The 13,623-nt window shown below is 65.0% G+C and carries 9 protein-coding genes, 1 tRNA gene and 2 pseudogenes; 4 read left to right on the forward strand and 8 right to left on the reverse strand.

Annotation, left to right across the window (positions count from 1 at the left end; genetic code table 11):
* Positions 1–265: 265 nt before the first annotated feature.
* From RI03_RS03345 to RI03_RS03375, 7 genes and pseudogenes are all read right to left on the reverse strand, one after another.
* The gene (locus tag RI03_RS03345; protein ID WP_010215182.1) at positions 266–703 is read right to left on the reverse strand and encodes a hypothetical protein; all 438 of its coding nucleotides are present in this window, start codon (positions 701–703) and stop codon (positions 266–268) included.
* Between the two features lie 292 nt (positions 704–995).
* Positions 996–5,516, reverse strand: a complete 4,521-nt coding sequence (gene gltB, locus RI03_RS03350) for a glutamate synthase large subunit (RefSeq protein WP_010215183.1) — start codon at positions 5,514–5,516, stop codon at positions 996–998.
* The gene (locus RI03_RS03355) at positions 5,513–5,908 is read right to left on the reverse strand and encodes a hypothetical protein (RefSeq protein ID WP_238542221.1); all 396 of its coding nucleotides are present in this window, start codon (positions 5,906–5,908) and stop codon (positions 5,513–5,515) included. Before RI03_RS03355 ends, gltB begins: the two co-directional genes overlap by 4 nt.
* Positions 5,909–5,991: 83 nt before the next feature.
* Entirely contained in the window at positions 5,992–6,288 is a 297-nt protein-coding gene (locus RI03_RS03360; RefSeq protein ID WP_010160879.1) for a hypothetical protein, read from the reverse strand.
* A complete protein-coding gene (locus tag RI03_RS03365) occupies positions 6,285–7,727 on the reverse strand; it encodes an NAD(P)-dependent oxidoreductase (RefSeq protein WP_010215186.1) in 1,443 nt (480 codons plus the stop codon). The genes RI03_RS03360 and RI03_RS03365 overlap by 4 nt, the downstream gene beginning before the upstream one ends.
* A gap of 159 nt (positions 7,728–7,886) precedes the next feature.
* Positions 7,887–8,695, reverse strand: a pseudogene (locus RI03_RS03370) (undecaprenyl-diphosphate phosphatase).
* A 51-nt stretch (positions 8,696–8,746) separates the two neighbouring features.
* On the reverse strand, positions 8,747–9,682 hold the full coding sequence (locus RI03_RS03375; RefSeq protein WP_010215187.1) for a complex I NDUFA9 subunit family protein: 936 nt from the start codon (positions 9,680–9,682) through the stop codon (positions 8,747–8,749).
* A gap of 97 nt (positions 9,683–9,779) precedes the next feature.
* On the opposite strand from RI03_RS03375, the gene RI03_RS03380 reads away from it, so the two are divergent.
* The 3 genes and pseudogenes from RI03_RS03380 (at position 9,780) to RI03_RS03385 (ending at position 11,386) form a co-directional block, all read left to right on the forward strand.
* Positions 9,780–9,866 (forward strand) — tRNA-Leu (locus RI03_RS03380).
* Positions 9,867–10,003: 137 nt separating this feature from the next.
* Positions 10,004–10,974 (forward strand): annotated as a pseudogene (locus RI03_RS24470) (DNA/RNA non-specific endonuclease).
* Positions 10,961–11,386, forward strand: coding sequence for a hypothetical protein (locus tag RI03_RS03385; RefSeq protein ID WP_010215189.1), 426 nt, complete (start codon positions 10,961–10,963; stop codon positions 11,384–11,386). Before RI03_RS24470 ends, RI03_RS03385 begins: the two are co-directional and overlap by 14 nt.
* A 203-nt stretch (positions 11,387–11,589) precedes the next feature.
* Here the strand turns inward: RI03_RS03385 and RI03_RS03390 are convergent, their stop codons facing one another.
* A complete protein-coding gene (locus tag RI03_RS03390) occupies positions 11,590–12,531 on the reverse strand; it encodes an MBL fold metallo-hydrolase (protein ID WP_026046417.1) in 942 nt (313 codons plus the stop codon).
* Between the two features lie 103 nt (positions 12,532–12,634).
* Between RI03_RS03390 and RI03_RS03395 the strand changes: the two genes are divergently transcribed.
* A complete protein-coding gene (locus RI03_RS03395; RefSeq protein WP_010215191.1) occupies positions 12,635–13,543 on the forward strand; it encodes a LysR family transcriptional regulator in 909 nt (302 codons plus the stop codon).
* Positions 13,544–13,623: the final 80 nt, after the last annotated feature.

Here is a 13,623-nt window from a genome sequence, read left to right on the forward strand (position 1 = left end):
TCGGGCGCAATGGCATTTGCGACAGTGGCCATATCGGGGCGGGCGACGGTCGGAGCGAGATGACGCCGCGCCAGACCCGCATCCCAGGCATTTCCCCTGAGGCCCTCTCTGTATCCTCCCCGGCGAAGGCCGGGGCCCAGGAGCGGAACGAAGGGGGAGGGGCGCTGCGCCACGGTACTTCGGCCATTCCAACTGGGCCCCGGCCTTCGCCGGGGACGCATCTTTCCCAGCGCCGCGAGACCGCCAAGCGGCAAAAACTAGGGATTTAGCGCGCCGCGTCCAACCCCAGACCGCTGCTCCCGAGGACCGCGCGAAGCCGGTTGGCGGTGCGCTGGAGTTCGGCGGTCATGCTGGCGATGTCCTTGGCGGCCTGTCCGGTCGCCGCGATCGCACCCTTCGCACCCTTATTGAGATGGTCCGCATAGTGCGGGTCCTGCCGGCCGATCACGTCGCCGAGCGTGTCTTCCTGGCGGATGCCCGCGTCCGGCCCCGCCAGTTTCGCAACCGGCCCCACGCGGGTCTGGAGCAAGGCGCCCGCATATTGGTCGACGACCGCGGCGAGCCCTTCCTGCACCAGCGGGTTGGACAGTAACGCGCCGACCTGCGCCGCGTCGATCGACGGCGCGGGGCGCGGGGCGGGTTCGCGCGCAAGCGCCGGGGTGGCGGCGGTCAGGGCGAACAAACCGAGGAGATACAGGCGCATGGCGTACCTTTTGGGATGCGGTGAAGGCGCACGTATAGCAGCTTTCGCGGCGTGCGTCGATTGGCGAAGCCGTATGGGGTCAGCTTCGGGCACGCGCTCACCGCAATCATCCCCCCCTGCGAAGGCCGGGGTCCAAGAGCGACGGCCGATGTAACATCGCTTATCGCGACGGTACGACCGTGCCACCTTTGGGCCCCGGCCTTCGCCGGGGAGGGCGTCCAAAAAGCCGCTGCTAGACACCTTTGCGCAGTGCGTCCGGTGCGCTTTGCTGCCGAGGCGGTGCGGCCCTGCGCTACTCCGCCGCTACCTGTTCCACCCGGTCGTCGATCGGATGGCTCAGCCGCGTCAGCATTTCCTTGGGCACGACCTGCCAGAAGCGATCCACCACGCGGCCCCAGTCGTCGAGCAACGCGCCCGACCATTTGCTGTCGGTCGCGGCATGATGCGCGCGGACCATCCCGAGCAGGACCGCTTCCCAATGGAGCGACGAGAGCCGGTTCCACGTGATGCTGTCCGGGTTGGCGCGCCGCGCGAAGCTGCCGTCGGCATCGTAGATGAACGCCATACCGCCGGTCATCCCCGCGCCGAAATTGGCGCCGACCGGACCGAGCACGACAGCGGTCCCGCCGGTCATATATTCGCAGCCATTTGCGCCACAGCCTTCGACCACCACGTTCGCGCCAGAGTTGCGCACCGCGAACCGCTCGCCCGCCTGGCCCGCGGCATAGAGGCTGCCCGAGGTCGCGCCGTACAGCACGGTATTGCCGATAATCGTATTGTCCTGGCTGACCAGCGGCGAACTCACCACCGGGCGCACCGCGATGATCCCTCCGGACAGCCCCTTGCCGACATAGTCATTGGCATCGCCGAACACCTCGAGCGTGATCCCCTTGCAGAGGAACGCGCCGAGGCTTTGCCCCGCCGAGCCACGCAGCCGGACATGGACGTGTCCGTCCGCGAGAGCCGACATGCCGAAGGTGCGCGTGATCTCGCTCGACAGCCGCGTGCCGACCGCGCGGTGCGTGTTGCGGACCGAATAGGTCAGCTGCATCTTCTCGCGCCGGCTGAACACCGCGCCCGCATCCTTGATGATCTGCGCGTCCAGACTGTCAGGCACTTCGTTGCGCCGCGTTGTCAGGCTGAAGCGGCGCTGGTCGTCCGGCGCGTCGACTTTGGCGAGGATCGGGTTGAGATCGAGATCGTCGAGATGTTCCGCGCCCCGGCTGACCTGCCGCAGCAATTCGGTCCGGCCGATCACTTCGTCCAAGCTACGGAAGCCGAGCCGCGCGAGAATGTCGCGGACTTCCTCGGCGATGAAGGTCATCAGGTTGATCACCTTCTCCGGCGTGCCGGTGAACTTGTCGCGCAGCTTCTGGTCCTGCGTGCAGACGCCGACGGGGCAGGTGTTCGAATGGCACTGGCGCACCATGATGCACCCCATCGCGACCAGCGACAGCGTCCCGATCCCGAACTCTTCCGCGCCGAGGATCGCCGCAATCACGATATCGCGCCCGGTCTTGAGCCCGCCATCGGTCCGCAGCTTGATCCGCCCGCGCAGGCCGTTGAGCGTCAGCGTCTGGTTGACCTCGGACAGCCCCATTTCCCACGGCGTCCCGGCATATTTGATGCTGGTCTGCGGGGACGCGCCGGTGCCGCCGACATGGCCTGCGATCAGGATGACGTCGGCATGCGCCTTCGCCACGCCCGCCGCGACCGTGCCGATCCCGGCGGACGAGACGAGCTTGACGCACACCCGCGCGGTCGGGTTGATCTGCTTGCAGTCGTAGATCAGCTGCGCGAGATCCTCGATCGAATAGATGTCGTGATGTGGCGGCGGCGAGATGAGCGTCACCCCCGGCGTCGCATGGCGCAGCTTGGCGATGAACTCGGTCACCTTGAAACCGGGCAGCTGCCCGCCTTCGCCGGGCTTGGCACCCTGCGCGACCTTGATCTCGATCTCCTCGCAGGCGTTGAGATATTCCGCGGTCACGCCGAAGCGCCCGCTGGCGATCTGCTTGACGCCCGAATTGGCGTTGTCGCCATTGGCACGCGGGGAAAAGCGTTCGGTATCCTCGCCGCCTTCGCCCGACACGGCCTTCGCGCCGATCCGGTTCATCGCGATCGCGAGCGTCTCATGCGCTTCCGGGCTGAGCGCGCCGAGCGACATGCCCGGCGTCACGAAGCGTTTGCGGATCTCGGTGATCGCCTCGACTTGGTCGACCGGGATGCCTTCGTCGGGATATTTGAACTGGAGCAAGTCGCGCAGATAGACCGGGGGCAGCGCCTCAACCCCGCGCGCGAATTGCAGATAGGTCGAATAGCTGTCGGTCGCGACCGAGTTCTGCAGCAGGTGCATCAGCTGCGCCGAGTAAGCGTGCGTCTCGCCGGTGTGGCGCTGGCGATAGAAGCCGCCGATCGGGAGCGTGGCGACGCCCTCGTCGAACGCCTTGTCGTGGCGAAGCTGCGCATTGAGGTGGAGCGAGGCATAGCCCTCGCCCGAGATCTTCGCGGGCATCCCCGGGAACAGGTCGTTGACGAGCGCACGGCTGAGCCCGACCGCCTCGAAGTTGTAGCCGCCGCGATAGCTTGAGATCACCGCGATCCCCATCTTCGACATGATCTTGAGCAGCCCTTCGTCCACCGCGGTGCGATGCCGGGCCAGACATTCGGCGAGGGTCAGCGCGCCGAACAGCCCGCGCGCCTGCCGGTCCGCGATCGACGCTTCGGCCAGATAGGCGTGGACGGTGGTCGCGCCGACGCCAATCAGCACCGCATAATAATGCGTGTCGAGGCATTCGGCAGTCTGGATGTTGATGCTGGCGTAGGAGCGCAGCCCCATGCGGACGAGGTGCGTATGCACCGCCGCCGCCGCGAGGACGCCCGCGATGCCAATCCGGTCCGCGCCGATCCCCATGTCGGTGAGGAACAGTTCGCTCTTGCCCTGGCGCACTGCCGTAACGGCTTCCGCGCGGATGCGCGCGATGGCTGCACGGAGCGTTTCGGGCCCGCCGCCTGCTTCGAAGGTGCAGTCGATCTCTGCCGCCTGCGCGCCGAAATGCGCCTTGAGCTGCGCCCAGCTGGTGCCATCGAGCACCGGCGATTGCAGCACCAGCACGCCGTCTCGCCGATCCTCGGTGTCGAGGATGTTGGCGAGATTGCCGAAGCGCGTCTTGAGCGACATCACGTGGCGTTCGCGCAACGGGTCGATCGGCGGGTTGGTGACCTGGCTGAAATTCTGCCGGAAGAACTGGCTGATCAGGCGCGGCTTGTCCGAGATGACCGCGAGCGGCGTATCGTCGCCCATCGAGCCGATCGCTTCCTTCGCGCCCTCGACCATCGGCGACAGGATCAGCTCCATGTCCTCGAGCGTCTGCCCGGCCGCGACCTGACGGCGCGTGAGGTCGGCGCGCTCGAAGTGCGTGATCGCGTCCTCTGCGGGCTGCGGCAGCGCCTCGATGCGCTTGAACGCGCCGATCATCGCGGCGTAATCCGCCTCGCCCGCGATCTGGTCCTTGATCGCGCGGTCATGGTACAGCACGCCCTCGTCGAGATCGATCGCGAGCATCTGGCCCGGCCCGAGCCGGCCCTTCTCGATGATCGTCGATTCGGGGACGACGACCATCCCGCTTTCCGACCCGACGATGACGATTCCGTCGACCGTGCGGACATAGCGCAGCGGACGCAGCGCGTTGCGGTCCATCCCCGCGACCGCCCAGCGGCCATCGGTCATCGCGAGCGCGGCGGGACCGTCCCACGGCTCCATCACGGAGGCGAGATACTGGTACATGGAAAGGTGATCGGCGGGCATGTCGATCGAGTCCGCCATCGCCTCGGGCACCAGCATCAGCTTGGCGGTCGGCGCGTCTCTCCCTGAGCGGCAGATCGCCTCGAACACCGCGTCGAGTGCTGCGGTGTCGGATGCGCCCGCCGGGATCACCGGCTTGATGTCCTCCGACTGATCGCCGAACGACAGGCTCGCCATCTTGATCTCGTGGCTGAGCATCCAGTTCTTGTTGCCGCGGATCGTGTTGATTTCGCCATTGTGCGCGAGGCAGCGGAACGGCTGCGCCAGCCACCATTGCGGGAAGGTGTTGGTCGAATAGCGCTGATGGAAGATCGCGACGCGGCTCTCGAACCGCGGGTCGCGCAGATCGGGGTAGAAAACCGACAGCGATTCCGCGAGGAACAGGCCCTTGTAGATGATCGACCGGCACGACAGCGAGCAGACGTAGAAGCCCTGGATCTGCGCCGCGATCACGCGCTTCTCGATCCGGCGACGAACGAGGTAGAGGTTCTTCTCGAACTCGGCGGCGGTCTGGTCGTCGGGCAGGGGGCCCGCGATCATGATCTGCTCGATCTCGGGGCGAGTCGCCTGCGCCTTCTGGCCGATCACCGACACGTCGACCGGCACCTGGCGCCAGCCGTAGATCGTATAGCCTTCCTCGATGATCGCGCTTTCGACGATCGTGCGGCACGCCTCCTGCGCGCCGAGATCGGTGCGCGGCAGGAAGATCATGCCGACCGCAAGGCGATTGGGCATCTGGCGATGGCCCGAGGCGGCGACCGCATCGTCGAAGAACTTGAGCGGCAGGTCGATGTGGAGGCCAGCGCCATCGCCGGTCTTGCCATCGGCATCGACCGCACCGCGGTGCCATACGGCCTTCAGCGCATCGATCGCGGATTGCACGACGCGGCGCGATGGCGTTCCATCGGTCGCGGCGACGAGACCGACGCCGCAGGCGTCGCCCTCGAATTCGGGGCGATACATGCCGTGTTCGGCGAGGCGGAGGCGTTCGGAGTCCATGTTGGTCATGCCAATAGTCTCTCTTGTTCGACGAAGCGCTCGATAGCCGCCCACGTCTCGATCAGGGTTTCCCGCGCATCCCACGCTGCATTCACTTGGTCGGCGCGCTTTTGCGGGTTGAGGGGATATTCGTGCGCTAGGGCATTGCGGGTGCGTACCGCATCCGCCCAGATTGTCTCGTTTGGCAGTATCCCCAAAGCATAGGCGCGGCGGGTTACATCCACTGAAGTCAGGCGTTCGATCTTGCCATGCTCCATGATCTTCGAGATCGCTTTCAACGTGCGATGCAGCGCATCCTCGAACTGTTCGTAGCGCTTCAGATACCCCAGCACGTAGCTATCTTCCTCGAACGGAAGCTCGTCGATGCGTGCTGCCGTCATCGGCACCAGCGGTTCAACCAATGCGACGGTTCTGACGAATCCCGTATGAAGCCGACCGCATGTCGCAAGATAGTCCGTAAGCAGGGCGCGTTCGCCGTCTCGCGTCACAGCACCACTCCGTCGCGGTAGGCAATCTGCTCGATCGGGGTGGGTGTCGCTCCGCGTTTGGTCGCAATCAAATCGACGCGCTGGGCATCTATCCGGGCAAACAGCCGTTCCAGAAACACATCTTTGGCACGCCAAACATCGACCTCGTCCTGCGTTTCGACATGGAGGTCGATATCACCGCCACACCGCGTGTCGATAGTACGGCTACCATACAAGCGCACCACGGCGTCCGGGCCGAATGTCAGCCGGGTCGCGGCCTTGATGGCCGAAACTTCTTTGTCGGTCAGCCTCATGCCGCCTTCCTCGCCGCGCTCGCTTTCGCCTTGAGGAACTTGTGCATGCTCGCCGCAACATCGCGTCCGTCGCGGATCGCCCACACCACCAGCGACGCGCCGCGCACGATGTCGCCCGCCGCGAAGACGCCGTCGAGCGAGGTCATCAGCGTCTTGTTGTCGACCAGCACCGTGCCCCAGCGGGTCACGCCAAGCTCGGGCGCATCGAACAGCCGTGGCAGATCCTCGGCGTCGAAGCCGAGCGCCTTGATGACGAGATCGGCCTGCAGATCGAACCCGCCCTCGGGATCGATCTCGGGCGCGCGCCGGCCGCTCGCATCGGGTGCGCCGAGCCGCATCGCGCTCGCCTTGACGCCAGACACGCGATCTTCGCCGACGAAGCTCTCGGGCGCCGAGAGCCAGACGAACTCGACGCCTTCTTCCTCGGCATTGTTCACTTCGCGCTGCGACCCCGGCATGTTGGCGCGGTCGCGGCGGTAGAGACACTTCACCGAGGCAGCATCCTGGCGGATCGCGGTGCGCACGCAGTCCATCGCGGTATCGCCGCCGCCGATCACGACGACATGCTTGCCCGCCGCGTTGAGGCTGCCATCGTCATAAGCGGGGACGGCATCGCCGAAATTCTTGCGGTTCGAGGCGGTCAGGAAGGCGAGTGCATCGACCACGCCGTCACGCTCGACGCCGGGGGCCTTGATCGCGCGCGCCTTGTACACGCCGGTCGCGATCAGCAGCGCGTCATGGCGCTGGCGGAGCTCGTCGAGCGTCGCGTCGCGACCGACCTCGAAGCTCTCGTGGAAGACGATCCCGCCCGCCTTAAGCCGCTCGACCCGGCGCGTGACGACGGGCTTCTCGAGCTTGAACCCGGGGATGCCGTAGGTCAGCAACCCGCCCGCGCGGTCGTAGCGATCATAGACGTGGACGTCATAGCCGTTGCCACGAAGATATTCCGCTGCGGACAGGCCAGCAGGTCCGGCACCGATCACGCCGACCGACTGGCCGCGCGCGGGGCCAACGACGAGCGGCTCGACCCAGCCCTCTTCCCAGGCGGTATCGGTGATGAACTTCTCGACCGCGCCGATCGTCACCGCGCCATGCCCGGAGAATTCGATAACGCAATTGCCCTCGCACAGCCGGTCCTGCGGGCAGATCCGGCCGCAGATCTCGGGCATGGTCGAGGTGGCGTTGCTCAGCTCATAGGCTTCGCGCAGCCGCCCTTCGGCGGTCAGACGGAGCCAGTCGGGGATGTGATTGTGCAGCGGGCAGTGCACCGAGCAATAGGGCACGCCGCATTGCGAGCACCGCCCCGCCTGTTCCTCGGCATCGGGGACCGCATAGCGATCCGCGATCTCCTGAAAGTCCTCGGCCCGCAACTCGGGCTCGCGCTTGGCCGGGTAGGCCTGCTCGCGATCGACAAACTTGAGCAGCAAAGAGTCCGCCATGCACCCATCCTTTCGAGAATGCGGCGCATATCGCACTATTATGTCGCTGTCACCTTGAATCCGCAACATAGGTCAGCATACGTAACCTAAATATTGTTCAGCAAGGTGCTCGGCAGGAGATTCTGTTGGGAACAACTGCTCGAAAGAACCGATACGGCCCTAAAGCGTGGAAAGCCATGCCAGGGCTACGGCACCTGCGATGATCCGGTACACCGCGAAGGGCACGAAACCGTACCGTGTCACGACCCCGATGAACCATTTTACCACCAACAGGGCGACCACGAACGCCACGGCAAATCCCAGCGCGATCGCGCCAAGCCCAATCCCTTGCCCGCTCATCAACTCATGTCGGTTCTTGACGAGTTCGAGCGTCGTCGCGCCCAGCATCGTGGGGATCGCGAGAAAGAAGCTGAACTCCGCCGCCGTCCGCCGCTCGACACCGAGCGCGAGCGCGCCAAGAATAGTCGCGCCCGACCGGCTGACGCCGGGGACCATCGCCAGGCACTGCAGGAAGCCGATCCCGATGACCTTGGCAAGGGAATGTCTGCGACTCCGACGATATCGCTCTTGGGGGCAAGCCGCTCGACCGCGATGATCGCAAACCCGCCGACGATCAACGCGATTGCCACCACCTCGGCATTGCCGAGCAACGCCTCGATCTGCTTGTGGATCGCAAGGCCGATCACGGCGGCCGGGACGAAGGCCACGAGCACGTTGCGGACGAACAGCAGCGACTTGGGTTCGCGCTTCATCACCCCCATGCCGACCGCCCAGAACGTCCGCCAGTAGAGCGCCACGATCGCGAGGATCGCGCCCAACTGAATGATCACGTTGAAGGCACCCCAGCGCGCTGCATCATAGCCGAGCAGCTTGGTCGCGAGGATCAAATGGCCGGTCGAGGAGACGGGCAGGAACTCGGTGACCCCCTCGACGATGCCGAGGAGGATGATGCTGATGATTTCGTTCACGAACGTTCCCTTTCAGGATCCTGCGGGATCGATGTGCGACGGTCGCGTCAGTCAGGCCGCGACGGGCATCGAGAAACGACCGCCCTTGCGGTATCGCACCAGCCACGCCGGCGCGACCGCATCGAGCGGGGTCGGCGTGATGCTGAACGCATCCAGCCCGGGTGTGCCGGCCGCGACGACGTTGTCGTGTGCCAGCATCTTCCACTGGTCCTTGGTAATCGGCGCCCCCGGCAGGAAGCCGAACCCGGCGATCGCCGCACCGATCGAATCGGGGAGGTCGATGATCCGGCGCTTGTGCCCGGTCGTCTTGGCGATCCAGCGGACCAGCGCCCCCATCGTGATCGTGTCGGGGCCGCCGAGCTCGAAGGTCTTGCCCGCGGCGATCGCGGGCTCGTCGAGCGCCTTGACGACGGCCTGTGCCACGTCGCCGACATAGACCGGCTGGAACTTGGTGCCCGTCCGCAGCACCGGAACGATCGGTGCGCTGCCGATCATCGCGGCGAAGCGGTTGAGGAACTGGTCCTCGCGGCCGAACACGATCGACGGACGCAGGATCGTCGCAGCCGGGAAGGCGGCGCGAACCGCCGCCTCGCCATCGCCCTTGGAGCGGCCATAGGCCGATTCGGACGCGCTATCCGCACCGATCGCGGACATGTGAACGAGCGTTTCCACCCCGGCGCGCGCCGCGGCCTCGGCCACGATGCGCGCGCCATCGACCTGAATCTTCTGGAAATCGCCGCTCAGGATCCCGACCAGGTTCACCACCGCGTCCGCCCCCGCGACGGCACGGGCGATCGATTCGGGCTTTGTGATGTCGACCGCGACGAATTGCGTCTGGCCGAGCCCGCCCTGCGTCTTGAGGAAAAACGCCTGATGCGGGTCGCGCTGCGCAATCCGCACCCGCGCGCCCCGTTCAAGCAGCGCCTGCGCCACATAGCGGCCGAGGAAACCCCCGCCGCCGATCAAAGTCACCAGCTTGTCGTTCATCGAAAGCGCCTTCTCGAATGTCGATATGCCCTCTGCCTAGCATCGAGCGTGTTGACAAGACCAACGACGCTCCCCTAAGGCCCGCCACCTACCCAGTGCCCGGATGGCGGAATTGGTAGACGCACCAGCTTCAGGTGCTGGCGCTCGCAAGGGCGTGGAGGTTCGAGTCCTCTTCCGGGCACCATTTTCGAGAAATCGGACGTCGTACAGGACAAAGCTGGGCAATGCTGTAGCTTCGCGCCGTCGATCGCCGCAATCGCAAGTTGACTTGTAGGAAAATGTTGCTCAAATGTTCTCGCCGCACGAGACAGCGAGGGCGGCATGATTCCCATAACCGAAAACAAACGGCGACGCGCTTTTTCGATCTGGCTGCGGACCGGCAGATTGCCGAGCGTGGCTATCGCGGACGACGTAGAACTCAAGTTCAATCCTTGGCATGATCCCGCGGACGGTCAGTTCACCTTTGCTGGGTCGGGGCGTAACTATGGCCAAAGCGGGGGTGGCGGGTTTCGCAGCAGCGGGGGATCAGGCGCTGGTGCGTCGTCTCGCGAAGATTGGCCGGGCGAAGCTCGTTCGGCCACGAACCGACAGCGACCACGCCCGGGCCCGACTCCCACAGCAAAGGCGTCCGGCCCGTCCCCGAACACAAACGCGCAACGACCGATTTCCAATAATAGCTGGGGCGGTGGGGGCTTTACGCGAGGCGGTGGTGGCAGCTTCGGCGGTGCGGGGGCGTCGGGCGATTGGGGCGTCGATCCGCCAAAGCAGCGGACGGGTGCGAAAGCCCCATCGACCCCCACGAAGCAGCAAGCATCAGTACCGCCGACAACGACAGCCCAGCGTTCCAGCGCCGCGAGACCACTTCGTCGCGACGTCCGCAGCGGCTACGAATATCAGATCGACGAGACGGGACGTAACCGCACAGTGTCAGGGACCCTAGAGTTTGCCAACACGCAAGTGCGATCGAAAACGGCACAAGCGCAGGCCGGTGGTGCCGATCGGCGATCTACCGACGATGGCGGTCACTATATCGCAGTACGGTTCAATGGGCCGACCGACGCATTCAACCACTTTGCGCAGGACGCGAACTCAACCGCGGAAGCTACCGAGCGCTGGAGGACCAGTGGGCGAGGGCGAAGCGAGTCGGTAGTAACGTCACGGTAACGATTGTGCCAAGCTATGCTGGTGCGTCAAAACGTCCTGCAGTGATCAACGTCTGGTTCACGATCAACGGGCACCAAGAAAGCGTGAGATTTGCGAATGAGCCGAAGGAGAAGCATGGTGGCAAATGACGTGACGGATCGCCTGCTTGGCGAGATTGGCCAGCTTTTGGCGGAAGACACCGCGTATCCGCTCGATGACACATTGCTCTATGCTCGGCTTGATACGAATTACGTCGCGCCATCGATCTTCAAAAACCGGGGGGGAACTATCGTATACCGCCGCCCCGACCTGGACCGACTGGGCGACGCACTTCTGGATCTTTGGGATGCCGAGACGCCAGAAAACCGCTGGGCGGAAATTGAGTATCTTATCAGGGGCGACACGTTCGAGGTGACATACACCTATGCCGACGACATCGATCCGAATGAGGATACGTTCGAGCGGCGTGACCGAATTGTGAAGCGGCACTTCGGGGATAAGCCAGTCGTCTACCCTGATTTCCCGCCCGAAGATGACGGGGCCCCGAGCTATGACCTTTAGACATCCGGTAGCCATCCAGGACCGCGGCTAGAAACCCGTCGGACCGATATTTCCCAATGGTTCGAGTGCCCAGCTTCGCCCCCTCTGGGGCACTAGTCTTTAGTCCACCGCTGAGCACCGATCACCGTCGAGCGACGACCGCCCAGGCGGGTTTGATCCCGGCGCGTGGGGCGTTGCCGTGATGTGGAAACGATTTCCCCATGTCAGGGCTGGGATGACCAGGGGCGAGGCGCCCAGGAATAGCCGCTTGCGTTGCGGACGACATGCCCCAGCCCGGGAAAAGAGAGGTGCGCGCCGCCGACGAGGATGCCGCTCTCGGCCGTCTCCGCCAAGATTGCCGCGCGCGTCGCGGCGGCCGCCTTGGGATCGACATCATAATGGATCGTCACCGTTGGATCTTCGAACTGAACCTCGGCGGAGTGGATGACGTCGCCCCACAACAACAAGTGCTGCCCCTTGCTTTCGATGATATAGCCGCTCTGTCCCGGGGTATGGCCGCGCAACGCGATCGCGCGCACGCCGGGAAACAGCGCGGCAGGCGCCGTGAAGGTCTTTAATCGTCCCGCGGCGACATAGGGGCCGACCGTCTTTTGCGACTGTTCGAAGGTGGCGCGCTGCGCTTCCGGTGCGAGGGCTTCCACCGCCTTGTTCAGCCAGAGCGCCGGATCGGCGCCGTCGACATAGACCGTCGCGGCGGGGAAGACCGGACGCCCGCCGATCGACAGGCCGCCCGAATGGTCGCCATGGATATGCGTCAGGAGGATCGTGTCGATATCCTCGGGCGCATAGCCGGCGCTGCGCAGATTGGCGACGAGTTGGCCGGCGATGCCCGCGCCGAACAGTTCTCCCGCGCCGGTGTCGATCAGGATGCGATGGTCGCCAGTGTCGATCAAATAGCAGTTGATCGAGAGGCGGGCTGGCAGCGCCTGGTGCTGCGCACGATAGCGCGTGCGGACCAGATCCGGCTGGCTCATGATGGACGGCAGATCGCGTTCCACCGACCCGTCTGACAGCACCGTTACTCGAAAATCGCCGAGCTGCATCCGGTAATAGCCCGGCGCCTGCGGCCATTCAGCCTGCGCCGGTGCGGCGGCGGGCATGGCGGCAAGTGCTCCCGCAGCAATTAAAGTCCTGGCAATACCCATCGTTCGTCTCCTGTCGAGAGCGCAGATAGGTGCAATTGGGCGACGGGATTAGCCGACAATTATGGTATTGAGCAGACCGATTTCGGTCTAATAGGATCCGCCAATGTCCGCAGACGATACGCTCGCCTTCTTGGCGGTGGCGCAATTCGGGGGCTTCACCGCGGCGGCGGCGCGGCTGCGCCAGCCCAAGACCAATCTGGTGCGACGCGTGCGCGCGCTCGAGTCGGCGCTCGGGGCCCGGCTGTTCGATCGGACAACTCGGTCGCTGTCACTGACCGAAGCTGGCCAGGCGTACCGCCAGTATCTGGGTGATTGGGGAACGAAGCTGGTCGAGGCCGAGCAGGCGGTCAAAGACCTTCAGGGCGAGGCGGCTGGCTGGATCCGGATCAGTCTCGCGCATTCGCTGGCTGTGGGGGCCATGGCGCCACTCCTCGTGGAATTCGGGACGCTCCATCCCCGGATCCGCTTCGACCTGTTGCTCGATCATCGTTCGGCCGATCTGGTCGCCGACGATGTCGATATTGCGCTGCGGATGGGCCCGCTTTCGGACAGCGCGTTGGTCGCGCGACGGCTGACGCGATTTCCTAACCGGGTCCATGCCGCACCTGCCTATCTGGAGCAGCATGGTGCGCCGCTGCAGCCGGCTGACCTGATGGTACATGCGACGCTCGCCAATCGCCTGGCCCAACGCAAGGAGGGACATGCTTGGGGCCTGATCAATAATGGCGTGATGCGCGACTATCCGATCGCGCCGGTGATGATCGCCGACGATCCCTCAGCATTGCTCGCCGCGCTTGAAGCCGGGCGGGGCCTGATGCTGGCGACCGATGCTCTGGTCGCCCCTCTGGTCAAGGCCGGTCGCGTCTTACCGGTTCTGAGCGGCTGGACGGGTCGCATGCCGGAACTGCACGCGGTGTTTCCGACCGGTCGCGCGCGTTTCCTGAAAATACGATTGTTCGTCGATTTCCTCGCGGCTCGTTTCGCGACGCTGAATACAGGTGCTGAGGCTTAGGCGGAAAAGCGGGCGCTACCGCATATCGCCGCGCGTCGCTCGCCTGCCCATCGCGGCCACCGGGCGTCCGGGCGCATACA

The sequence above is a fragment of the Sphingomonas sp. PAMC 26621 genome (genome assembly GCF_000251145.1).
Lineage (GTDB): Bacteria > Pseudomonadota > Alphaproteobacteria > Sphingomonadales > Sphingomonadaceae > Sphingomonas.

Bases quoted from the DNA above. Each gene is read 5' to 3' on its own strand.
- RI03_RS03365 (WP_010215186.1), bottom strand. From the start codon at position 7,727: ATGGCGGACTCTTTGCTGCTCAAGTTTGTCGATCGCGAGCAGGCCTAC.
- gltB (WP_010215183.1), bottom strand. From the start codon at position 5,516: ATGACCAACATGGACTCCGAACGCCTCCGCCTCGCCGAACACGGCATG.
- RI03_RS03375 (WP_010215187.1), bottom strand. From the start codon at position 9,682: ATGAACGACAAGCTGGTGACTTTGATCGGCGGCGGGGGTTTCCTCGGC.
- RI03_RS03345 (WP_010215182.1), bottom strand. From the start codon at position 703: ATGCGCCTGTATCTCCTCGGTTTGTTCGCCCTGACCGCCGCCACCCCG.
- RI03_RS03385 (WP_010215189.1), top strand. From the start codon at position 10,961: ATGGTGGCAAATGACGTGACGGATCGCCTGCTTGGCGAGATTGGCCAG.
- RI03_RS03395 (WP_010215191.1), top strand. From the start codon at position 12,635: ATGTCCGCAGACGATACGCTCGCCTTCTTGGCGGTGGCGCAATTCGGG.
- RI03_RS03360 (WP_010160879.1), bottom strand. From the start codon at position 6,288: ATGAGGCTGACCGACAAAGAAGTTTCGGCCATCAAGGCCGCGACCCGG.
- RI03_RS03390 (WP_026046417.1), bottom strand. From the start codon at position 12,531: ATGGGTATTGCCAGGACTTTAATTGCTGCGGGAGCACTTGCCGCCATG.